The following is a 22,352-nucleotide window of genomic DNA, read 5'->3' as shown; positions in this document are numbered from 1 at the left end:
CCGCTGGCGCCGGGAGGGCCGGCGGCCCCCGGCGCCTGCGGGTGCCTCACATGGTGTCGACGGGGCGGCCGGATGCGGCCAGGGCGATCTCCGCGTCCACGGCGGCGAGTTCGTCCTGGCGGCCCATCAGGACGAGCTGCTCCCGGTAGTGCGACAAACACGTCAGCAGGAGCGGCGCCCGCTCGGGCTCCATCGCGTACATGCGGCGCGCTGCGGCCACGGACTCGGCCCGCAGGGCCAGCGCCGTCTCCTCCTGGTGGGCGAACTCCTGGCGGCTGTACTCGTACAGCGCGACCGCGAGCAGGGGCAGATACGCCAGGGGGCTCACCCGGACGAGAACGCGATAGGCGGCGACCTGCTGCCGGACCGGCAGCGTCTCCGATCCGAGGAGGGCCACCCGGGCTCGCAGGACCGCGTCGTGGTTGATCTTCGCCGTGTGATTCATGAGGGAGATTCTGAAAGCCGCACAGGCGTCCGAACAAGGGCGATCCGCTGTGCTGTCCGTCCTACGAAAACACCGCCTGACCTGTCATGATGGATACGTCTTCACCCCTGTGCCCGCCCGGCGGGAGCCGCCCCTCAGTGGACGGGGCCCTCGGCCCGGAGGTCGCGGAGCAGGGCGCGTTCGACCGGGCTGAAGGGAACGTCGGGACGCAGGCGTTCCGGGTGACCCGGTGGCGGGCCGTCGAGGGGGAGCGGCCTCGGCTCGGCCTCGGCGAGGCGCAGTGTCTCCCCGTGCAAGTGGAGGGTGCCGAAGCAGACCAGGCTCTCCCACACCACGCCCGCCCAGCGCCGTGCGAGGGAAGACCGCCGGGACCCCTTGGGCCGTCTGCCGGGTCGCATGTCCACTGTTACCCCATTCGTCGGAACGATCATGCTCCGGGGAATGCTTCCGGCCCGCCCTGGGACCCCGCTCGACATCGCCTCGGGATGCGCTAGAGAAGGGCCAGCAGCGCCGCCCGGTCGGTCTTGCCGTTGGCGGTGACGGGCAGGGCGGGCACCGACCTGACCTCCTGCGGCACCATGTACGCGGGCAGCGCGTCCGCGCAGAAGGCGCGGACCTGGGCGGCGTCCGCGGCCGCGCCCCCCGCACCCGGCACCGGGACGACGAACGCGCACAGCACGGCTCCGTCGGAGCCGCGCTCCTCGGTGAACACCGCCGCCGCGGCCGTCCCGGGCAGTTCCAGCAGCCGGCGTTCCACCTCGCCGAGCTCCACCCGGTTGCCGCGGATCTGCACCTGGGAGTCCGTCCGCCCCTTCAGCCGGAAGGCGCCGTCCGGGTCGCGGTAGGCGAGGTCCCCGGTGCGCAGCAGCGGCTGCCCGGAGCGCGGCTCCAGCGGATCGGGCGCCAGCGCCGCAGCGGTGGCCCGCGGGTCGTCCCAGTACCCGGAGAAGAGCGCGGGCGTCCGCAGCAGGATCTCCCCGGTGACGTACGGCTCGTCGACGACCCGGCCGCCGGCGTCGACCAGCAGCATCTCCGCGCCGGTGTGGGCGACACCGATGGACAGGTCGGTCTCGTCCGCGGGCAGCGGCCGGGGCACTGCGGCGAAGGAGGCGGCCATGGACTCGGTGCTGCCGTAGCAGTTGACGATCCGCAGGTCGGGCCGGACCTCCTGGATGCGGCGCAGCTGCGGCAGGGGGAACTTCTCACCGCAGAACAGGATCGTGCGCAGGGCGTCCAGCGCCACGAGCCGGTCGGTGTCGCGGCGCAGTACGGAAGTCCACAGCGACGGCACCCCGTTGACCTGGGTGGCGCCCGTCTCGCGCAGCGCGGACAGGAAGCGCCGCGGCCAGCGCACCACCTCGGGCGGGAGAGGTACCACGGCGGCGCCGGCGCCGAGGGCCATGCCGAAGTTCAGCAGCGAGAAGTCGAACTGCAGCGGCGAGGTGGAGGCCACCCGGTCGTGCTCGGTGACCAGCCGCTCGGCCAGCATGCCGCGGTAGAAGGCCACGACCGCGCGGTGGCTCATCACCACGCCCTTCGGCCGTCCCGTGGTGCCCGAGGTGAAGATGATGTACGCCGGGTCGGTCACCGACCGCCCGGTGCGCCGCCGCTGCCCCCGGGGTGCGGGCGCCCGTCCGGCGCTCACCCCGTCCGCCGTGAAGGTGGCGGTGCCCGCGCCCCCGGGCAGCTCCGTGGCGGGGGTCCCGGCATCGCGCAGGTGCAGCACCGGATCCGTCGCGGCGACGATCGACAGCAGCCGCTCCCGCGGGGTCTGCGGGCTGACCGGGATGAACGCGGCGCCCAGCGTGGAGCAGGCCAGCAGCGCGGCGAGGGCCGCGGCGGAGGCGTCCGCCTCCAGGACGACGCGGTCACCGACACCGACCCCCAGCGCGGCCAGCCCGTCGCTGAGGACACCCACCGCCGTGGCCAGTTCCCGATAGGTGGTCTCCCGTGGGCCGCTATCGGCCGGCTCGATGACGGCCGGCCGGTCGGGAAAATCCGCCACGGCCGCCAGCAGGAATTCGTGCAGGAATTCCGCAGGTGACGCGCCATAAGACGGGGACAGTCGGTCGCCGTGGTTCATCCGGATCTCCCATTCGTCCTCACAGTGCGTCAATTGCCGCACTGGACATGCTTCAACAGGTTGTGTAATCGTCTCTCCAGTGGCGGAAAAAAGTTTCCGCAATGCAGAATTATCGATGCTCTTTCGAGTAATGCCGGAGCAATACCGGAGCGTTGGTGGACCGCCACTGGAAAGCCGCTTGAGAAGCACTGGAAAACATTTCGCATGACACCGGAATTGGAGGTCGGTCCCCATATGTTTCAGGCCATTCCGCTTTCGCTGGGCCAGCTGTCGGTCTGGCACGACATCCGGGATCTGCCCCCGGCCAGACGTCACGAGCCCAACAACGCCGCCGTGTGGACCCTCCCCGCGGACACCGGCGTGCGCCAGGTGCGGAGCGCCCTCGGCGCGCTGGCCCGCCGGCACCCCTCGCTGCGCACCCGCTACGACCTGACCGACCCCGACGCGCCGCGCCAGCTGCCGGCCGACGAGACCGCCACCGCCGTGCTCGACCGGGCCGAGGCCGATCCGGGCGACCCCGGCCACGCCGGCGCCGCCGCCGAACTCGCCGCCCGCCCCTTCGACCTCGGTTCCGAACACGGCTGGCGCGCCCGCCTGTTGACCCAGGGGGACACGGCCCGCGCGCTGGTCTTCGTCAAGCACCACATCGTCGCCGACGCCTGGGCGCAGGAACTGCTCCGCACCCAGTTGTCCCAGGCCCTCGCCGGTGCCGCCCCCGCGGCCACGGCCGAGGCGCCGGCGCCGGGCCCGGCCGAGCTCGCCGCCGAGCAGTTCTCCGCGTCCGGGCTCAGCCGCCAGGCCGCGGCCCTGCGGCACTGGGAGCGGCTGCACGCCGACTCGCCGCGCACCGCCCTCCCGCACCGGCCCGCCGACCGCGGCACCGCCGTGCAGGCCACCCTCCGCTCGGCCCCCGCCCTGTCCGCCGCCCGCGTCCTCGCCGACCGGGCCGGTGTCTCCGTCGCCTGCGTGGTCCTCGCCGCGTACGCCCGCTCCGTGGCCCGGCTGTGCGCCGACGGGCAGGCCGAACCCGAGGCCCTGACCGTCCAGTTGATGAGCGCCAACCGGTTCACACCACGCTGGAAGGGACTGGTCACCTCCATGAACCAGTGGGCGCCCGCGCTGCTTCCGCTGCCGGCCGCCACCAACCTCGTCGGCCTCGCCCGCGCCGCCCACTGGAGCAGCCTCACCGCCTTCCGGCACGGCATGCACGACGTCACCGCCGTGGCCCGGCTCCGTGACCGGGCCGGCGCCCCCGAACCCACCTGCGCCTACAACTTCGTAGCCCTGCCCGACGGCGCTTCCGCCGCGGACGCCCGCACCCTGCCCGACCCGGGCGACCAGAGCCCCGGCCTCCGCTGGGAGACCCCGTTCACCACCATCGGACCGCGCTGCTACGCCCGCGCCGACGACTTCGGCGGCGTGCTGTCCGTACGGCTGACCGTCAGGGACCTCGGCCGGGACCAGGCCGCCGCCCTCCTGTGGGACCTGCACGCACGGCTGCTCGCCGAAGGGAAGACGGCATGACCGCGCCCACCGCACCCGTATCCGACCCCGCCACCGCCGCCCCGCGCCCGAGCCTGTGGCGCAACACCGACTTCCTCAAGCTGTGGACCGGCCAGACCGTGTCCCAGTGCGGCACCTACGTCACCCAGCTCGCGCTGCCGTTCGTCGCCCTGACCGTGTTCGACGCCTCGCCCGCCCAGGTCGGCACCCTGGCCGCCGTGCAGTTCCTGCCCGTCCTGCTGCTCACCGTGTTCGCGGGCCGCTGGGTGGACCGCCGCAGGCGCCGGCCCCTGCTCGTCGGCGCCGACCTGGTCCGCGCCGCCGCCCTCGCCGCCGTACCGCTCGCCTGGTGGGCCGACGGCCTCACCCTCGGCCTGCTCTACACGGTCGCGTTCGCCATGGGCTGCTGCACCGCCCTCTTCGACGTCGCCTACCTCTCGTACCTGCCGAGCCTGGTCGACCGCCGGGACCTGGTCGCCGCCAACAGCAAGCTCCAGGGCAGCTACGCGGTCGCCCAGGTCGGCGGCCCCGGACTCGGCGGCCTCCTCATCCGCTTCGCCGGAGCCCCGCTCGCCCTGCTCATCGACGTGGCCTCGTACCTCGTCTCCGCGGTGTCCCTGCTGCTGATCCGCACCCGTGAGGACGCCCCGGCCCGGCCCCGCCCCGACGAGGACGGCGGGCTGCGCCGCCAGCTCGGCGCCGGATTCACCTTCATCCTCAAGGAACCGGCCCTGCGCCTGCTCACCTTCAAAGGCGCCTGGTTCAACCTGTGCGAACAGGCCCTGCTCACCGTCTTCCTGGTCTACGCCGTACGGGAACTCGGCCTCGGCGCCGGAGCCCTCGGCACCTGCATCGGCCTCGGCAGCCTGGGCGCCGTGCTCGGCACCGTCATCGCCCGCCGTGCCGGGCGGGCCCTGGGGGTCGCACGCGTCCTGGTCGGCTCCATGGCCCTCGGCTGCGCCGCCCCCGCCGCCATCCTCCTGCCCGACGGCGACGACCCGGGCTCCCTGGCCCTGATCACCGGCGCGTTCGCGGTGTTCAGCATCGGATTCACCGTCTTCAACGTCTACTTCGTCACCCTCCGGCAGACCGTCACCCCGCCCGACCGCCTCGGACGGGTCACCGCCGCCTACCGCACCCTGGCCTTCGGAACCTTCCCGCTGGGCGCCTGGGCGGGCGGCGCCCTCGCCGAACAACTGGGCCTGCGCACCGCACTCGTCGTGGTCTGCGCCGCCTTCGCGACGGGCTGGCTGCTCTTCGCCGCCTCGTCGCGCGTGCTGAAGCCCCTGACCGTCGCCCTCGACTGAGCAACACCGTCGCCTTCCCGCCGCTCACCCTCTGGAGGCTCCGCCATGCCCGAACACGTCATCGTCATCCACCGGTGGACCGACCGCTACGCCGACTACGCCGCCTACATCGACCACACCGTCCACCGCGTCAGCTACCTCACCACCGAGCGCGCCGCCCGCTCGCTCCCCACCGGCCTGGCCGCCGCGGTCGCCCTGGTCGACAGCACCGAGAACGCGCCGGCGGTCCGCGCCCGGGTCGACGAGCTGGTGGCCCGCAGCGGCCCGCCCACCCGGATCGTCGCCCTCCAGGAGACCGACCTGGACCTCGCCGCCGACCTCCGCGCCGCCCACGGCCTGCCCGGCACGCACCCCGCCGACCTGGAGCCGCTGCGCGACAAGCTGGTCATGGCACGCCGGCTGCACGCCGCCGCGCTGCCCGCTCCCGCCACCGAGCCCGCCCCGGACCGCGCGGCCATCGAGGAGTTCGCCGCGCACCACGGCTGGCCCGTGCTGGTCAAGCCCCGCCGCGGCACCGCCAGCGCCGCCATCACCCGCCTCGACGACGCCGGGCAGCTCGCCGCGTACCGGCTGCCCGAGGGCACCGAGATGATCGTCCAGCCCTGGCAGCCGCACCAGGTGCTCCACGTCGACGGCGTTTACACCGGGTCCTGCCTCGGCGCCTGGCGAGCCTCCCGCTACCTGAACACCTGCCTGGAATTCACCTCCGGCAGCGCGCTCGGCTCCGTCGAAATCGACCACGAGGCCACCCTGGAAGCCGTCGGCGCGCTCACCCTCGCCACCGCCCGGGCCCTGTTCACCGGACCCTCCGTCTTCCACCTCGAACTCTTCCGCGACGAGCTCGGCGGGCTCTCCGTGCTCGAAATGGCCGCACGGCCCGGAGGCGCCGAAGTCCCCTTCGTCTGGCGCGAAGTGCACGGCATCGACCTGATGGCCGCCGCCTTCGCCCACCAGACCGGCCTGCCCGACACCTCCGGCAGCGCCGTCGACGACCCTTCGCAGGTTGCCGGCTGGCTGCTGGTGCCGCCGTCCGAGGCCACCCCCAGCCGAGTCCGCGCCGTCAGCTCCCACCAGGGCGAAGGCCCCTACGCCGAAGCACTCCCGGCCGTCGGCGCCCTCCTCACCGGCGGCGGGTACGAGCACGCCGGAGCCCGCTTCCGGTTCCGCGGCCACAGCGCCGCCGAGGTCGAGGCCGCCGTACGGCGCACCGCCCGCACCGCCCGGCTCGAGACCACCGCGCTCGATCCGCAAGCCCCCGCCCGCGTCGTCGTCGTGGGATGCGGCACCCCGGCCTACCGGACGTACTCCCTGGAGGCGGTGGCCGCCCGCGCCGAGACCGCACTCGTCCAGCCCGGGCCCGCCGACTGGCAGCTCCCGTACGTCCAGGACCGCCACCGCACCGCCGACACCTCGGACCCGGCGGCGACCGCCGCAGCCGTCGCCTCGCTGCTCGCCGGCCACCGCGGCCCCGCCGGAGTCCTCACCTGGGACGAGACGCTGCTGCGCACCACCGCCGAGGCCGCCGCCCGGCTCGGCCTGCCGCACATGGCCCCCGACGCTGTGGACCGCTGCCGGGACAAGCTCACCACCCGCCGCGTCCTGGGCGCCGCGGGAGTCCCCTCGGCCGGGTTCCGCCACGTCCGCACACCGGCCGAGGCCCTGGACGCCGCCGAGGCCCTCGGGTACCCCGTCGTCGTCAAGCCGCGCGCCCTGGCCGGCTCCATCGGGGTCACCCTCGCCGCCGACCCCCGCGAACTCGCCGCCGCCTTCGACCAGGCCGCCGGATCGTCCTTCCCCGGCATCACCGGACTCGACGGGGTGATCGTCGAGGAGTACCTGACCGGCCCCGAGATCAGCGTGGACTGCGCCGTCCGCGGCGGCCGGGCGGTGGTCGCCAACGTCGCCCGCAAGCGCCTCGGCTTCGCCCCCTACTTCGAGGAGGTCGGCCACCTCGTGGCGCCCTGGCGCCACGAAAGCTGGGCCGAAGCCGTCGAGACCGTGGTCACCGAGGCCCACGCGGCGCTCGGCATCCGCACCGGCCTCACCCACACCGAGCTCCGGCTCACCCCCACCGGACCGCGCGTCGTCGAGGTCAACGGCCGCCTCGGCGGGGACTTCATCCCGCTGCTCGGCGCCCTCGCCACCGGGGTCGACCTGGTCGCCGCCGCCTGCGACCTCGCCCTCGGCCGTACCCCGGACCTCGTCCCGACCCGGGACCGCTGCGCCGAGGTCACCTTCGTCTACCCGCCCCACGACGGGCAGGTCCGCTCCCTCGACCTCACCGCCGCCGAAGCCGTGCCCGGCGTCGAACGCGCCGTCGCCCTGGCCGCACCCGGCACCGAACTCCTGCTGCCGCCGCGCGGCATCGTGCCGCGGCTGGCCGCCCTGCTGGTCACCGGGGACACCCCCGAGCAGTGCGCCGCCGCGTCGGTGCGCGCGGCCCGGGCCGTACGCGCCGACGTCACCCCGCTCGTCACGGCCGCCGGCTGACACCCCGCCGCACCCCGCACAGCACAGCACAACGCCCGCACGGACGACAGCACCACGCAACGACCGTACGCACACCGAAGAAAGGCGATCACCATGTGGACCCTCGGAGTCAACGCACCTCCCACCGGCTGGCACGACACCGCCGCCTGCCTCGTCAACGGCGAAGGCGAGATCATCGCCTTCAGCGAGGAGGAGCGCATCAACCGCCACCGCCACTCGCTGTACCGCAAGCCCGTCAGCGCCGCCCGCCTCTGCCTCGACCGGGCCGGCATCAGCCCCGCCGACATCGACGTTGTCGCCCTGGGCTGGGACGTCGACCAGCTCTACCCCGGCCGCTTCACCAGCGACGCCGACTTCCTCGCGTACGCCGTCGGGATCGACTTCGGCAGCAGCCTCCCCGAGGTCGTCCGCGTCCCGCACCACGCCGCGCACGCCGCCTCCGCCTTCTACGCCTCGCCGTTCCGGAAGGCCGGCGTCCTGGTCATCGACGGCCACGGCGAGAACGAGTCCTCCAGCATCTGGACCTTCGAGGACGGCAAGGAGCCCCGCCAGGAGCGCTCCTGGGGCCGCACCGCCTCCCTCGGCTACGCCTACGACGCCGCCTCCACCTGGCTCGGCTTCTCCTTCCTCAACGCCGGCAAGACCATGGGCCTCGCCGCCTACGGCCGGGCCGCCGGGATGCCGGCCGAACAGCTCGTCGACATCCGAGACGAGGACTTCCGGCTCGCCATCGCCCCCCTGACCGAGGCGCCCGGCCAGGCCACCGCCGAGGACATCAAGCGGCAGTACGAGGCGCAGGTCGCCGCCTGGCGCGACCGCTACACCCGCATCGTCGGAGCCGACCGCCCGCAGGCGGACGAGGAGCACCTCCCCGACGACCCCAAGGCCGTGGCCGTCGCCTGGACCGCGCAGCGCATCATCGAGGAGACCGTCACCCACCTCAGCGCCCTCACCCGGAAGATCGCCGGCGTGGACGAGCTCTGCCTGGCCGGCGGCGTCGCCCTCAACTGCTCCACCAACGGGACCCTGCCCGGCCCGCTGTACGTCCCGCCCGTACCGCACGACGCGGGTGTCGCCCTCGGCGCCGCCTGGGCCGTCAGCCCGCCCAAGCAGCACACCCGCGCCCTCAGCCCGTACCTGGGAAGCGACATCGGCAGCGCGGCCGGCCTGGACACCAGCGGCCTGCACCGCACCGACCTCGACGTGGACGTGGTGACCCGGCTGCTGCTGGAGGGCCGGGTCGGAGCCGTCGCCCAGGGCCGCGCCGAGGTCGGGCCCCGCGCCCTGTGCCACCGCTCCATCATCGCCTTCCCGGACACCGCCGAGGTCAACACCCGGGTCAACACCGTCAAGAACCGCGAGCAGTGGCGACCCTTCGCCGGCGTCACCCGCCCCGGATACAGCGCCCGGCTGTGGGAGCAGCAGGAGCACCTCAGCCGCTACATGCTCGGCGCGGCCAAGGCCACCGAACTGGGCCGCCGGGTCGCCCCCGGCGTCGTCCACGTCGACGGCACCACCCGCCCGCAGGTGCTGCGCGGCGACGACGCCCCGCTCGTCGGCGCCGTCCTCGACACCCTCGAGCGCCAGGGCGTCCCCCCGGTCCTGCTGAACACCTCCTTCAACGACAAGGGCGAGCCGATCGTCGACACCGCCGTCCACGCGCTGAGCGCCTTCCGCGCGATGCAGCTGGACTTCCTCGTCCTCGACGACTCCCTCTACACGAAGGACACCGGCCAGGGGGCGGCCCGGTGACCGTGCCCGCAGCCCTCGCCACCGAACGCTTCAGCGCGTACGGGCCGCGCCACCTCGACGAGATCGCCGCCCGCTACGGCCTGCCCGACGACATCCGCGAGACCGTACGCCGCGTCTCCCAGGTCCTGCCGTTCCGGGTCAACTCCCACGTCCTGGAACGGCTCGTCGACTGGGACCGGGTCCCCGACGACCCGATGTTCCAGCTCACCTTCCCCCAGCGGGGCATGCTCACCGCCGCCGAGGAGAAGGAGATCGGCGGCCTGCTCGGCGACCCCGCCCGCAAGCCGGAACTGCGCGCGGCCGTCGCCCGGATCCGGGCCGGCCTCAACCCCCACCCCTCCGGCCAGCGCGAACTCAACGTCCCCCACCACCAGGGCCGGCCGGTCCCGGGACTCCAGCACAAGTACCGCGAGACGGTGCTGTACTTCCCCGGCCAGGGCCAGACCTGCCACGCCTACTGCACCTACTGCTTCCGCTGGGCCCAGTTCATCGGCGACGCCGACCTGCGCTTCGCGGCCCCCGACCCCTCCGGTCTGATCCGCTACCTGGGCGAGCACCCGGAGGTCCACGACGTCCTGGTGACGGGCGGCGATCCGCTCATCATGTCCACCGAGCGGCTGCGCTCCCACCTCGAACCGCTGCTCGCGGTGGAGTCCGTACGCACCCTGCGCATCGGCACCAAATCACCCGCGTACTGGCCGCAGCGGTTCACGACCGACCAGGACGCGGACGACCTGCTGCGGCTGTTCGAACAGGTCGTGGCCTCGGGGCGGCAGCTCGCGGTGATGGCGCACTTCAGCCACCCCCGCGAACTCGACAACGACCTGGCGCGCCGGGCACTGGCCCGGATCCGGGCCACCGGCGCCGTCGTCTACTGCCAGGCACCGCTGATCGCGCACGTCAACGACGACGCCGGGGTGTGGAGCGAGCTGTGGCGCTCGGAACTCGCCGCCGGAGCCGTCCCCTACTACCTCTTCGTGGAACGGGACACCGGCCCCCACGCGTACTTCAAGGTGCCCCTGGCCACGGCGGTCGGCATCTTCCGCGCCGCCTACCGCACCCTGCCCGGCCTCGCCCGTACGGTCCGCGGCCCGGTCATGTCCGCCACCCCCGGCAAGGTCTGCGTCGACGGCGTGGAGGAGACCGGGGAGGGCCGCTGGTTCCAGCTGCGCATGGTCCAGGCACGCAACCCGGCCCTGGTCGGACGGCCCTTCCGGGCCCGCTACTCCACCACGGCCGCATGGCTCGACGACCTCCGGCCGCACCCCGACACCCCCGCCGACCTGGTGGCCGCGCTGCGCGGCCCGGCACCGCGCGCGGGAAGCGACGACAACGACACCCGGGAAGCGGCATGACACAGCCGTCCCCGAACCTGACCCTCAACCACCTCGTCGAACAGCGGCGCGCCGCCGGCGAGCCCCTGGTCAACCTCACCTTCGGCGAGGCCCGGCTGCCCGTCCTGCCCGAGCTCGCGCAGCAGCTCGCCGCGGGCGCCCGCCGCGCCTCCTACGGACCGGTCGCGGGCGCCGAGGACGCACGCAGCGCCGTCGCCGGCTACTTCGGGCGGCGGGGCCTGCCCACCGACCCGGCCGACGTCGTCCTCGCACCGGGCAGCAAACCGCTGCTGATGGCCCTGAACCTGGCGGTGGACGGGGACGTACTGCTGCCCCGGCCCGCCTGGAACACCTACGCCCCGCAGGCCCGCTACGCGGGCAAGGAGCCCATCGCCGTGCCCGTCCCCGACAGGTGCGGGGGAGTGCCCGACCCCGGCGCGCTGCGCGGGGCGATCGGCCGCGCCCGGGCCGCCGGGCGCACCCCGCGCCTGCTGGTGCTGACCCTGCCCGACAACCCCACCGGCACCCTCGCCCCACCGGACCTGGTGCGCGAACTCGCCGCCGTCGCCGAGGCCGAGGACCTCCTGATCGTCTCGGACGAGATCTACTGCGACGTCGTGCACGACCCGGCCACCCCCTTCCTCAGCCCCGCCGAGGCCGCGCCCGAGCGCACCGTCGTCACCACCGGCCTGTCCAAATCGCTGGGCATCGGCGGCTGGCGCGTGGGCGCCGCCCGCTTCCCCGCGGGCCCCCGCGGCCGGGCGGTCCGCGACGGGGTCGTGGCCGCGGCCAGCGAGATCTGGTCCACCCTCGCCGGGCCGCTCCAGCAGGTCGCCTCCTACGCGTTCGCCGAACCCGAGCCCGTTCGCGCCCGGATGGCCGCCGCGGCCCGCCTGCACGGCGCCGTGGCCCGCGCGGTGCACGCCCGGGCCATCGCCGCCGGGGCGCACTGCCGGCCGCCCACCGCGGGCTTCTACGTCTACCCCGACTTCGAGCCGCTGCGCGCCGAGCTCGCCGGGAACGGCGTCACCGACTCCGTCTCCCTCGCCGCCCGCCTCCTCGACCACGGCGGCGTCGCCGTCCTCGCCGGACACCTGCTCGGCGACGACCCCGCGGCCCTCCGCTTCAAGGCCGCGACCAGCCTGCTCTACGGCGACGAGGAGGAGCAGCTGGCCGCCCTGCGGGCCGAGGACCCCACCGCCCTGCCGCACATCGCGGACCAGCTCGCCCGCATCGAGGAAGCCTTCACCCGTCTGACCGAGAGGCCGGCGCCGGCGCCGGCCCCCGGGCCCCACCGCACCAGGAGGCCGTCATGAAGTCCCTGCCGCCCACCCCGGAGACCTTCGCCCTCCTCACCGACGCGGGCGACCGGCTGCTGCGCGACCTCGACCGGCTCACCGACGCCGACGCGGCCGCCCCCTCCCGGCTCGACGGCTGGAGCCGCGCCCACGTACTCAGCCATCTCAGCGCCCAGGTGGACGCCCTGGAGCGGCTGCTGCACTGGGCCCGTACCGGCACCGAGACACCCCAGTACGCCGACCGGCACGCCCGCGACTCCGAGATCGAGGACGGCTCCCGGCAGCCCGCGGCCGTCCTCGTCGACCGGGTGCGCGGCTCCGCCGCCCGCTTCCTGACCACCGTCCGGGAGCTGCCCGACCCCGCCTGGCGGACCGTCGTGCGCCCCTTCACCGGTGAACTGTGCACACCCGAGCGCATCCTGGTGATCCGGCTGCGCGAACTCGAGGTCCACCACACGGACCTCGACCTCGGCTACGGCTTCGGCGACATCCCCCGGCCCGCCGTCGACGTCCTCCTCGACGACGTGTCCGGCTTCCTCGCCGCGGCCGCCGGCACCCCGCCCTGCACCCTGCGCGACGACGCGGGGGCCCCGGTGGCCGCGTTCGGCTCCGGCGGACCCGCCGTCACCGGCCCGCGCGGCGCCCTGCTCGCCTGGCTCACCGGCCGCTCGAAGGGGGAGGGCCTCACCACCCCCGGTCCGCTGCCCGAACTGCCCGCCTGGATCTGACGTACCGCACCACCCGGAAGGAGAACCAGATGAACGACCACCCGGCGCCGGCGCCGCTGCCCGAACGCCACGCCCTCGGCTCCGTGCACAGCGAACTGCTCGACTGCATCCAGGTCAACCTGGCCGTGCTCGCCGACCACCACCACGGGCCGGACACCCACCTGCGGCTCGGGGCCGCCCTGCGCTGGCACGACCGGCCCGGACCCCACGGACTGCCCACCGTCGACCCGCCGCTCGACCAGCGGATCGCCGAGGCCGAACAGCTGCTCGGCCTGAAGGTCCGCAGCCGTACGCGGCTCGGCGGAGCGGACCTGCTGGCGACCGTACGGGCCCGGGGCACCACCCACTACGTCGTCGCCGACGCCCACGCGATGCCCTGGCTGCCCTACCACGGCCGCCGCCACATGGACCACAGCTTCCTCCTCGCGGCCGGACCCGACGGCTTCCACGTCGCCGACGGCTACCGCACCGACACCCCGTGGGGCCCCGCGCTCCCCGGCTCCTGGCAGTACGGCGCCGACGCCCTCGCCGGCATCGAGCACGCCGAGGTCATCGAGTGGGCGCCGCGGCTCCTCGACGCCACCGGCCCGCGGCCCGCGTACGAGGGCGGCGACCCCGCCCCCTACCTCGCCGCCTACGCGGACCACCCCGACCGGGCCGCCGCCCTCGAGCAACTCGCCTCCGAGACCTGGCTGCTGGCCCGCGCCCGCGCCCTGCACGCCCGGTGGCGGGCCCGGCTGTCCCTGCCCGCGGACCCCGAGCACACGCGGCGCTGGGACCTGGTCGTGGAACAGTCCTACCTCGCCCACCGCAGGGTGGCCCGGGGCCGTACCGAACCGCCCGGCGTACTGGACCGGCTCGCGGCGGCGCTCGCCGCCGACGCCACCGCGTTCGCCACGCCCGCAGTGCAGGCGCCGGCGGACCCCGCGCTGCGCGACGCCGTCGCCGGCATCGCCGCCGCCGTGCTCGACGCGCCGCGGCAACGGCTCCTCGACGGCGCCGAGTTCAGCGCCTTCCCGACGTTCAGCTCCTTCCGGCTCGTGGAGCTGATCGAACGGGTGGAGCGGGACCTCGACGTCGAACTCGACGCCGACGAGCTGATCCCGGAGAACCTGCGCCGCGTCGAGGACCTCTGCCAGATCGCCTCCCGGCCCCGGGCCGCCGCTCCGGCCGCCTGACGCGCGTGCCGTACTCGTACCCGTACTGACCGCACACCGAGGAAAGGACCCCCCCCATGGACCCCCGATTCATCGAGATCCTCCGCCCCTCCGTCTCCGCCGACGGCGACACCAGCGCGGACATCACTCCCGACACCGACCTGCGTGCCCTCGGCATCGACTCCATGGCCGCGATCGAGCTGCTGTTCACCCTCGAGGACACCTTCGGGATCTCCCTGCCCGACACGGACCTCAACGACGAGACCTTCGCGACCGCCGGCAGCCTGTGGCAGGCCGTCGCAGCCCAGATCTCGCCGGGCCAGAGCTCCCCGGGCCAGGTGGCCGCATGACCACCGCCACCCGTACCGCACCGGAGGCCGCGACCGAGGCCGCCGAGGAGGTCGCCTCCGTCGCCGCCGAGCACGCCGCCCGCACCGACCGGGACGCCGCCTTCCCCGTCGAGGCACTCGCGGCCCTGCGCCGCACCCGCCTGCTCGGCCTGCTCGTCCCCGCCGAACACGGCGGCCCCGGCGGCACCCTGCGCGACGTCGCCCGGGTGACCGAGCGGCTGGGCCGCGCCGACCTGTCCGTGGCCATGATCTTCGCCATGCACTGCCAGCAGGCCGAGGCACTCGTGCGCCACGCCCACGAGCCGCTGCGCTCCGCCCTGCTGCCCCGGCTCGCGGCCGGCGAGGTCTACCTCGCCTCCGTGACCACCGAGGAGGGCAAGGGCGGCCGTCTGCTGACCGCCGAGGCCGCCCTGGCCGAGCAGCAAGGGCGCCTGGAGATCGACCGGTTCGCGCCCGTGGTCACCGGCGGCGCCCACGCCGACGGCTTCCTCGTCACCATGCGCAGCCCCGGCGCCACCTCCGGCCACCAGGTCTCCCTCGTCTACGCCGACCGCGACCAGCTGGACATCACCGGCGACGGGGACTGGCAGCCGCTCGGCATGCGGGCCAGCCACAGCGTGCCGCTCCGGCTCACCGGCAGCGTCCCCGGCCACCAGGTCATCGGCGAGCACGGCGAGTTCTCCCGCATCGCCGGCGGGATCTTCGCCCCGTACGCGCACATCGGCTGGTCCGCGGCCTGGCTCGGCACGGCCGCCGGCGCCCTGTCCCGCGTCCTGCGGCTGCTGCGCGGACCGGACGGCCGCGGCCGCTTCGACATCGGCTCCGAGCTGCTGCTCACCCGGCTGTCCCGGGCACGCCAGCGGCTGGACACCGTCCACGCCCTGCTCCACCACACCCTCGCCATGGTCGAGGACGGCACCGAACTGCACACCCCCAGCGGCCAGTTGCTGCTCAACGCCCTGAAGATCACCGCGGCGGAGCAGTGCCACTCGGCCGTCGACGACCTGGTGACCGCCGTCGGACTGCGCCACGGCTACCTCAAGGACTCGCCGACCCGCCTCGAACAGGCCCTGCGCGACCTGCGGTCCGCCGCACTCAACTACAGCAACGACCGGCTCCACCTCGCCGACGGCCGCCTCGCCCTGCGCGACACGGGGGTGCGCCTTGTCTGACCTCCGCATCCTCACTCCGGACGACACGTCGTGCGGGACTCCGGACGACACCTCGCACGGCACACCGGACCGCGCCGCGCAGGCCCTGCCCCGCGACGCCTCCGGCGCCGAGGTCTGGTCGGCCCTGGGCGCCGGCGGACACCTCGCCGCCTGCTACCGGGACGGCGACCCGCGCCGCGGGCTGCGCCCCGCCGCCCTCGCCCGGCTGCTGGCCGCCACCGACGCCCGCTTCGGCATCCCCGCCACCCTCTCGGTGAGCGTCCCGCTGGCCACCACCCTGCCGGTCCTGGCCACGGGCACCACCGCCGCGGCCCGCCGGGCACTGGCGGACGCCCTCGCCGGACGGGTCACCACCGCCCTCGCCGCCACCGACGCCACCGCGGGCACCGACCTCACCGGCCTGCGCACGGCCGTCCGCCTCGACGGGGACACCGTCGAGGTCACCGGCGAGAAGCAGTGGATCGCCAACGCCGCCACCGCCGCCTGGTTCCTGGTACTGGCCCGCCTGCGACCCGGCCGCCACTTCACCTCCTTCACCTGGGTGCTCGTCCCGTCCGACGCCCCGGGAGTCCACGTCCGGCCCGCCGACTCCGCCCTCTACGCGGCCTCCGGCACCGGCCACGTCCGCTTCGACGGCGTACGCCTGACCGCCGGCCACCTCGTGGACCGGGTCGGCATGGGCCTGCCCTCCTTCGCCCGGCACATCGCCGGCGAGCGGCTCGCCGGCGCCCTGTGGGGAGTCGCCCTGTGCCGGCGCGTCCTGACCGACACCCGCCGCCACCTGGCCGGCCGCGCCCACGGTGAGGCCACGCTGTGGGACAACGAGGGGATCCGGCAGCGCTTCGCCGCCTGCCTGGTCCGCACCCAGGAACTGCACGCCCTGTGCGAGCAGTTCGCGGAACCGGTGGCCCGCCGCTTCGACGCGACCGCGGCCGCCACCCTCAAGGCCGCGGCCGCGGCCACCGTCGGCCAGGTCCTCGGCGACTGCGCGCAGTGGTGGGGGGCCGCCGGATTCGCCGACGGATCCGTCCAGCAGACCAGGGCGCAGGCGGCGCTGTTCGGCATCGGCGGCGGCGCGACCGAAGTGGTCCTCGCGGCGCTCGCCGACTCCGCCGAGCAGGTCCTCGCCGGCCTGGAACCCCGAGGAGAGACACCATGAGCACACCTGCCGCACCCCGCACCCTCCACGACTGGTTCGCCGACTCCGCGGCGGCCCACGCCCAGCGGCCCGCCCTCGAGGCCGCCGGCCGAGTCGTCACGTACGCCGAACTCGAGGACCTCGCCGGCCGGATCGCCGCCGCCCTCCTCGACCACCTCGGCGGCCGGGCGCCCCGCCGCGTGGGCCTGCTCGCCGGACGCACCCTCGTCGCCTACGCCGGATACCTCGCCGTCCAGCGGCTGGGCGCCGCCGTCGTGCCGCTCGGCCCGGCCTTCCCGCACGCCCGCCACGTCACCGTGGTCCGCGCCGCCGCCCTGGACGCCGTACTCGCCGACGAACACGCCGCGCCCGGGCTCACCCTGCCCGCGCCCGTGCTGCGGCTGACCGACACCGGTCTCGACGCCCTGGCCGCGGGCTCCGCGCCGCCCCCGGCCCCGGGCGGACCCGGCGACCTCGCCTACATCCTGTTCACCTCCGGCTCCACCGGCGTGCCCAAGGGCGTACCCGTCCTCCAGCGCAACGCCGACGCGTTCCTGCGGCACGTCGTCCCCGCCCACGACGCGGGACCCGGCGCACGGCTCTCCCAGACCTTCGACCTCACCTTCGACCCCTCCGTGTTCGACATGTTCTGCGCCTGGGGCTCCGGCGCCACCCTCGTCGTCCCCGACCGCACCGAGCTGATGACCCCGGTCCGGTTCGCCGCCCGGCGCGAACTCACCCACTGGAACTCGGTCCCCTCCCTCGTCTCGCTCGCCCGGCGGCTGCGCCAGCTCCGGCCCGACAGCCTCCCCGCCCTGCGCCGCAGCGTGTTCTGCGGGGAACCGCTGACCCTGCAACAGGCCGAGGCCTGGCAGCGGGCCGCCCCGCACAGCACCGTGGAGAACGCGTACGGGCCGACCGAACTGACCGTCACCTGCACCGCCCACCAGCCGGCCGGGGAGCCCGGCGGGTGGCCGCGCACCTCCAACGGCACCGTTCCGATCGGCCGCCCCTACCCCGGCCTGGAGGCGCTCGTACGGGACGGCGAACTGTGCCTGCGAGGCCCCCAGCGCTTCCCCGGCTACCTGGACCCCGCCGACAACACCGGCCGCTTCCTCGCCCCCGACGGCACCCCCTGGGACCCGGCGACCCCGCTCGGCGACGACCACTGGTACCGCACCGGCGACCGGGTCACCGCCCTCGCCGACGGCGGCTACCTGCACCAGGGCCGCCTCGACCAGCAGGTCCAGGTCAACGGCTACCGCGTGGAACTCGGCGAGGTCGAGGCCGCCCTGCGCGAACAGGACGGTGTCACCGAGGCGGCCGTCATCGCCGTCCCGAACGCGGGCGGCGGCACGGAGCTCGCCGCCGCCTGCTCCGGCCCCGGGCCCGACCGTGCCGCCGCCCTCACGGAAGCGCTGCGCGCCCGCCTGCCCGGCTACATGGTCCCGGCCACCCTCACCGTGCTCGACGCCCTCCCGCTCAACGCCAACGGCAAGACCGACCGCACCACCCTGCGCACGCTCCTGACGGCGCCCTGACCACCCCCGGTGGGGCTCTGAAGGCCGCCCGGGTCCGGGCCGTCACCTGCACAAGGCGGTGTCGACGAGGGCCTGGGCGCTGTCGCGGTACGCGGTCGTGAGCGCTCCGTCGGCGGTCACGGCCACCGCGGCGGCCCGGCCGTCGTCGGTGACGGCGTTGCGCGTGGCGTAGCCGGGGATGTTGCCACCGTGGCCCCACGCCAGGCCGCCGCAGCTCAGTGGCGTACTGGTCACGCCCAGCCCGAACCGCACGCCGGTCGTCATGCCGTGCTCCGGGGGGACCTCGACGGTGGTGCGCATCTCGGCGAGTTCCGCGGGTCCGAGGAGCCTGCCGCCGATCAGGGCGGTGAAGAAGCGGTTCACGTCGCTCGGGGTGGAGACCAGCTGCCCGGCGGCCCATCCCCAGGAGGGGTCGATCCGCGTGACGTCCTCCAGGGGAGCCCCCGGCCGCGCCACCTGGTAGCCCCGGGGGTGGGCTTCGCGGATGCCCTCGTCGCCCACGCCGGGGAAGTAGGTGTGGCGCAGTCCGATGCGGTCGATGACCCGGTGGGTGATCTGCTCGGCCAGTGGCCGGCCGGTGACCTTCTCGATGAGCAGCCCGGCCAGGACGTAGTTGGTGTTGCTGTACGACCAGCCGTCCCCGGGAGCGAAGAGGGCCTTGTGGGCCAGCGCCGTGTCGAGCAGGGCGCGGGGCTGGTAGTAGGTGTGGCGCGAGGTTCCGCCGCGGTAGTCGTCGATCATGTAGTCCGTGTAGTTGGGCAGTCCGCTGGTGTGCTGGAGGAGCTGGCGCACCGTGATGCGGTGGCCGTCGATGCCCTCGCCCCGGACCAGGCCCGGCAGGTACTCCTCGATGTACGCGTCGAGGCCGACCCGGCCCTCACCGACCAGCTGGAGCACGACCGTCGCGGTGAACGCCTTGGTGTTGCTGCCCACCCGGACCTGTCCGTCGACGGGCACCTTCGCCCCGGTGCGCACGTCCGCGACACCGGCGGTGTAGTTGCGGGTGCGCCCGTCGGGGCCGACGGTGGCCGCCAGGGCCGCGGGGTAGCCCTCGTCGCGCACCAGGCGCTCCAGCCCCTGCCGCACCGCATCACCGGAACCGGGGGGTTGCGCCGCGGCCGCGGGGAGCGTGCCGCCCACGGCCAGCGCGGCCGCCAGCACCGCCACCACCGCGGTGCCGCGCCGCCGCGCTCCGGTGGACGAGGGGACACGAACGGGCGACGGCCGACGGGAACGATCGGTCATGGGGGCCCTCCTTGTGCGCCCTGCCGGGCGCATCGGCATCGATCATGTGGACGGCCCGAGACTAGGAAGCGGAGCGGGCCGGCACATCGCCCGCCGGCCCGAGGGCCCGGGTCCTGCCCCCACCCGCGACCAGGACCCACATCCCACTCGGCTTCCGCTGCGATCCGGTCGCGGCGACTATGTGATGCTGGGACAATTACGGTCTGGACATGGGGGTTTGATGGAACCGGAGATCACCGCGCTCGCAGCGAGCGCGGGCACGGCGCTGGTCACGGCACTCGCCACGGAGGCGTGGCAGACCGCGTCCGTCGGGCTGGTCGCGCTGTGGAGGCGCGTGCTGCCCGAGCGGGCCGACGCGGTGGAGGCCGAACTCGACACGACCCGGTACGACCTCCTCGACGCCGAGCACGAGGGCGACAAGGAGACTCCGGCCGAGCTGGCAGCGGAATGGCAGGGCCGGATCCGGCGGCTGCTGAGCGCACACCCCGAGGCGGCCGACGAGCTGCGCGCCCTGCTGGTCCCGTCCCAGGAGCAGCCGCCCGCCGCGCCCGCGATCACCCAGCACGCCACGGCATCGGGTGAGAGCCGCGTCTACCAGGCCGGCCGGGACATGCACCTGGGGCCGCGGTGAACGGCCGCACCGAAGGCCGGGCCAGCGGCCAGGGCCGCGTCTACCAGGCCTCCGGCGACCAGCACATCGTCGAGCACCACCACCACGGCCCCTCCTGGTCCGGCCCGGACACGGTACGCAGCCCCGCGCTGGGCCGCACCCCGCTCGTCCTGCGCGACCGCGTCGAGCTGATGGAGACGCTGCGGGCCGCCGTCGCCCCCGGAGCGGGCGGCCAGGTCCACGTCCTGCACGGACTCGGCGGCTGTGGCAAGACCGCCGTCGCCTGCGCGCTCTTCGAGCACGCGACCGCCGACGGAGGCCGTCTCGGCCTGTGGGTGAACGCCTCCGACACCACCTCGCTCCGCACCGGCATGCTCGCCGTCGCCGCCGACCGCGGCGCGGCGGAGGGCGAGCTGATGGCGGCGCGCAGCGGGCTGCGCGCCGCGGCGGACCTGGTCTGGGACTACCTGGACCGGTCCGACCGGCCCTGGCTGCTGGTCATCGACAACGCCGACGACCCCTCCGTACTGCGCGACGGCGGCTGGCTGCGCAGCAGCCCGCGCGGCACCGTACTGGTCACGAGCCGTCAGGCCGCCGGCCGGTGGTGGCCCGGAGCCCATCTGCTCCACGTGGGTGTACTGCCGCGCCCGGACGCCGCCCAGGTGCTCCGCGACCTCGCCCCCGACGCCGGGACGGCCGAGGAGGCGGAGGAGATCGCCGACCGGCTGGGCCGGCTCCCCCTCGCACTCACCCTCGCCGGCACCTTCCTGGCGCACCAGGTGATCAGCCCCTGGACGCTGACCGAGTACGGACAGCGCCTGGACATCGACCTGATAGACCAGGGAGCCGTGGGCATCGCCGGCGACGCGCGCCACCTGGTCAGCAGCACCTGGGAGCTCTCCCTCGACGCGGTGGCCGGCCAGGGACTGCCCGAGGCCCAGACCCTGCTGCGTCTGCTCGCGTGCTGGGCGAGCGACCCGCTCCCGCTGTCCCTGCTGTCCGGTCTCGACCTGGGTGCGGACCTCCCCGCCGGGCGGGTCGAGCCGGCGCTGCGCGGCCTGCTGGACCACTCCCTCACGGAACTCGTACCGGGCCCTCCGCGCGGCCTGCGCACCCACGGGGTCCTCCTCGACAGCGTGGCCCGCGGCACCCCTGCCGAGCAGCGCGGTCAACTCGCCGCGAAGGCCGCCGAGTTGCTGTTGGCGGTGCTTCCCGAGATTCCGGAACGCGGCATCGAGGCAGCTCCGTTCCGGCCGCTGGCCCCGCACGTGCTGGCGCTGCTGCGACGGGTGACGCAGGGGGAGGACACGGACCGGACGCTCGTGGAATCGGCGGCGGAGTGCGCGCTGCGGCTCGCCGTCAACCTCCACCGGTCGGGCGATTACGCCTCCGCGCTGGCGGTCGGGACCACGGCCGTGGACCTCGCGAAGGCACGGCTGGGCGAGGACAACCCGCTGGTCCTGCGGCTGCGCCAGCGCGTGGCGCGATCCCTGCGCCGGCTCGGCCGCTTCGACGAGGCCGAGGCCCTCGCCGAGCGGACCCTCGCCGACTGCGAGCGCCTGTTCGGCCCGACCGCCCTGGACACGCTCGAGAGCTGTGCGACGCTGTCGATCGCCGCGTGGGTGAACGGTCGGCAGGCCGAAGGCGCGGCCCTGATGCGGCGGGCCGCCGAGGGCCGGACCGAGGCCCTGGGGCCGGTCCACCCGCAGACGCTGAGGGCCCGCTACATCCTCCTGGAGATCGTCCGAGGTGCGGAGCTCGAGCGGGAACTCGAGGGAGCGCCGGCCCTGGTCAGGGAGTGCGCCGACACCATGGGGCCGGACCACACGATCACCATGGGAGCGGAGCTCAACCACGCGAACGCCCTGTTCTACTCCGGCCGGTCCGCCGAGGCGCTCCCCCTCGCCCGGCGGGCCTTCGCGGCGGCCGAGCGGCGTTACGGCCCGGACTATCCGATCACCCTGGCCTCCCGGTCGCTCCTGGCGCTGACCCTCGCGGGGGTCGGCGCGTTCCCCGAGGCGATCGAGCAGATGGAGGCGGTCCTGGAGAAGCGGACCCGTGTCCTGGGACCGGATCACCCCTGGACGGGAGCCTCCGTGGCGAACCTGGCCGCGTTCCGGGAGGGCGTGGCGTCCGCCCACTGACCACTGCGCCGCAGCCCGAAGGCCTGCGGGAGCGGGCCGGCGGCCCGCTCCCGTA

18 protein-coding genes are annotated in these 22,352 nt (G+C 74.8%); 14 read left to right on the top strand and 4 right to left on the bottom strand.

The window, feature by feature from the left end; genetic code table 11:
• Positions 1-46 precede the first annotated feature (46 nt).
• The 3 genes from ACZ6I1_RS19330 to ACZ6I1_RS19320 all read right to left on the bottom strand — a co-directional run bounded on the left by ACZ6I1_RS19330 (position 47) and on the right by ACZ6I1_RS19320 (position 2,528).
• The gene (locus ACZ6I1_RS19330) at positions 47-445 is read right to left on the bottom strand and encodes a hypothetical protein (protein ID WP_469288669.1); all 399 of its coding nucleotides are present in this window, start codon (positions 443-445) and stop codon (positions 47-49) included.
• A gap of 134 nt (positions 446-579) precedes the next feature.
• Positions 580-843 carry a DUF6059 family protein gene (locus tag ACZ6I1_RS19325; RefSeq protein ID WP_469288667.1) on the bottom strand — a complete coding sequence of 88 codons (264 nt, stop codon included), beginning with the start codon at positions 841-843 and terminating at the stop codon, positions 580-582.
• A gap of 92 nt (positions 844-935) precedes the next feature.
• On the bottom strand, positions 936-2,528 hold the full coding sequence (locus ACZ6I1_RS19320; protein WP_469288665.1) for an AMP-binding protein: 1,593 nt from the start codon (positions 2,526-2,528) through the stop codon (positions 936-938).
• 234 nt (positions 2,529-2,762) lie between these two features.
• Between ACZ6I1_RS19320 and ACZ6I1_RS19315 the strand changes: the two genes are divergently transcribed.
• The 12 genes from ACZ6I1_RS19315 (at position 2,763) to ACZ6I1_RS19260 (ending at position 18,298) form a co-directional block, all read left to right on the top strand.
• The gene (locus tag ACZ6I1_RS19315; RefSeq protein ID WP_469288663.1) at positions 2,763-4,052 is read left to right on the top strand and encodes a condensation domain-containing protein; all 1,290 of its coding nucleotides are present in this window, start codon (positions 2,763-2,765) and stop codon (positions 4,050-4,052) included.
• Positions 4,049-5,338 (top strand): MFS transporter, encoded by a 1,290-nt coding sequence (locus ACZ6I1_RS19310; RefSeq protein WP_469288661.1) that lies wholly within the window; start codon positions 4,049-4,051, stop codon positions 5,336-5,338. Before ACZ6I1_RS19315 ends, ACZ6I1_RS19310 begins: the two co-directional genes overlap by 4 nt.
• Positions 5,339-5,383: 45 nt before the next feature.
• On the top strand, positions 5,384-7,828 hold the full coding sequence (locus ACZ6I1_RS19305; RefSeq protein ID WP_469288659.1) for an ATP-grasp domain-containing protein: 2,445 nt from the start codon (positions 5,384-5,386) through the stop codon (positions 7,826-7,828).
• Positions 7,829-7,921: 93 nt separating this feature from the next.
• The gene (locus ACZ6I1_RS19300; protein ID WP_469288657.1) at positions 7,922-9,580 is read left to right on the top strand and encodes a carbamoyltransferase C-terminal domain-containing protein; all 1,659 of its coding nucleotides are present in this window, start codon (positions 7,922-7,924) and stop codon (positions 9,578-9,580) included.
• Entirely contained in the window at positions 9,577-10,935 is a 1,359-nt protein-coding gene (locus ACZ6I1_RS19295; RefSeq protein ID WP_469288655.1) for a KamA family radical SAM protein, read from the top strand. Before ACZ6I1_RS19300 ends, ACZ6I1_RS19295 begins: the two co-directional genes overlap by 4 nt.
• Positions 10,932-12,230: a pyridoxal phosphate-dependent aminotransferase gene (locus tag ACZ6I1_RS19290; RefSeq protein ID WP_469288653.1), complete on the top strand. Its 1,299-nt coding sequence runs from the start codon at positions 10,932-10,934 to the stop codon at positions 12,228-12,230. Before ACZ6I1_RS19295 ends, ACZ6I1_RS19290 begins: the two co-directional genes overlap by 4 nt.
• On the top strand, positions 12,227-12,940 hold the full coding sequence (locus ACZ6I1_RS19285; RefSeq protein WP_469288651.1) for a maleylpyruvate isomerase family mycothiol-dependent enzyme: 714 nt from the start codon (positions 12,227-12,229) through the stop codon (positions 12,938-12,940). Before ACZ6I1_RS19290 ends, ACZ6I1_RS19285 begins: the two co-directional genes overlap by 4 nt.
• Positions 12,941-12,969: 29 nt before the next feature.
• On the top strand, positions 12,970-14,118 hold the full coding sequence (locus ACZ6I1_RS19280) for an acyl carrier protein (protein WP_469288649.1): 1,149 nt from the start codon (positions 12,970-12,972) through the stop codon (positions 14,116-14,118).
• Between the two features lie 56 nt (positions 14,119-14,174).
• Positions 14,175-14,447, top strand: coding sequence for an acyl carrier protein (locus tag ACZ6I1_RS19275; protein WP_469288647.1), 273 nt, complete (start codon positions 14,175-14,177; stop codon positions 14,445-14,447).
• Positions 14,444-15,619 carry an acyl-CoA dehydrogenase family protein gene (locus ACZ6I1_RS19270; RefSeq protein WP_469288645.1) on the top strand — a complete coding sequence of 392 codons (1,176 nt, stop codon included), beginning with the start codon at positions 14,444-14,446 and terminating at the stop codon, positions 15,617-15,619. Before ACZ6I1_RS19275 ends, ACZ6I1_RS19270 begins: the two co-directional genes overlap by 4 nt.
• The gene (locus tag ACZ6I1_RS19265) at positions 15,612-16,778 is read left to right on the top strand and encodes an acyl-CoA dehydrogenase family protein (RefSeq protein ID WP_469288643.1); all 1,167 of its coding nucleotides are present in this window, start codon (positions 15,612-15,614) and stop codon (positions 16,776-16,778) included. The genes ACZ6I1_RS19270 and ACZ6I1_RS19265 overlap by 8 nt, the downstream gene beginning before the upstream one ends.
• Entirely contained in the window at positions 16,775-18,298 is a 1,524-nt protein-coding gene (locus ACZ6I1_RS19260; RefSeq protein WP_469288641.1) for an AMP-binding protein, read from the top strand. The genes ACZ6I1_RS19265 and ACZ6I1_RS19260 overlap by 4 nt, the downstream gene beginning before the upstream one ends.
• 42 nt (positions 18,299-18,340) lie before the next feature.
• Here ACZ6I1_RS19260 and ACZ6I1_RS19255 read toward each other — a convergent pair whose 3' ends face one another.
• Positions 18,341-19,543 carry a serine hydrolase domain-containing protein gene (locus tag ACZ6I1_RS19255; protein ID WP_469288639.1) on the bottom strand — a complete coding sequence of 401 codons (1,203 nt, stop codon included), beginning with the start codon at positions 19,541-19,543 and terminating at the stop codon, positions 18,341-18,343.
• A 220-nt stretch (positions 19,544-19,763) separates the two neighbouring features.
• On the opposite strand from ACZ6I1_RS19255, the gene ACZ6I1_RS19250 reads away from it, so the two are divergent.
• Both ACZ6I1_RS19250 and ACZ6I1_RS19245 read left to right on the top strand, forming a co-directional pair.
• Positions 19,764-20,174: a hypothetical protein gene (locus ACZ6I1_RS19250; RefSeq protein ID WP_469288637.1), complete on the top strand. Its 411-nt coding sequence runs from the start codon at positions 19,764-19,766 to the stop codon at positions 20,172-20,174.
• On the top strand, positions 20,171-22,297 hold the full coding sequence (locus ACZ6I1_RS19245; protein ID WP_469288635.1) for a tetratricopeptide repeat protein: 2,127 nt from the start codon (positions 20,171-20,173) through the stop codon (positions 22,295-22,297). The genes ACZ6I1_RS19250 and ACZ6I1_RS19245 overlap by 4 nt, the downstream gene beginning before the upstream one ends.
• Positions 22,298-22,352 lie beyond the last annotated feature (55 nt).

This window comes from Streptomyces sp. NPDC046303, from assembly GCF_055588085.1.
The sequence above is the reverse complement of the archived record's forward strand: the minus strand, read 5'-3'. Positions and strand labels throughout refer to the sequence as shown.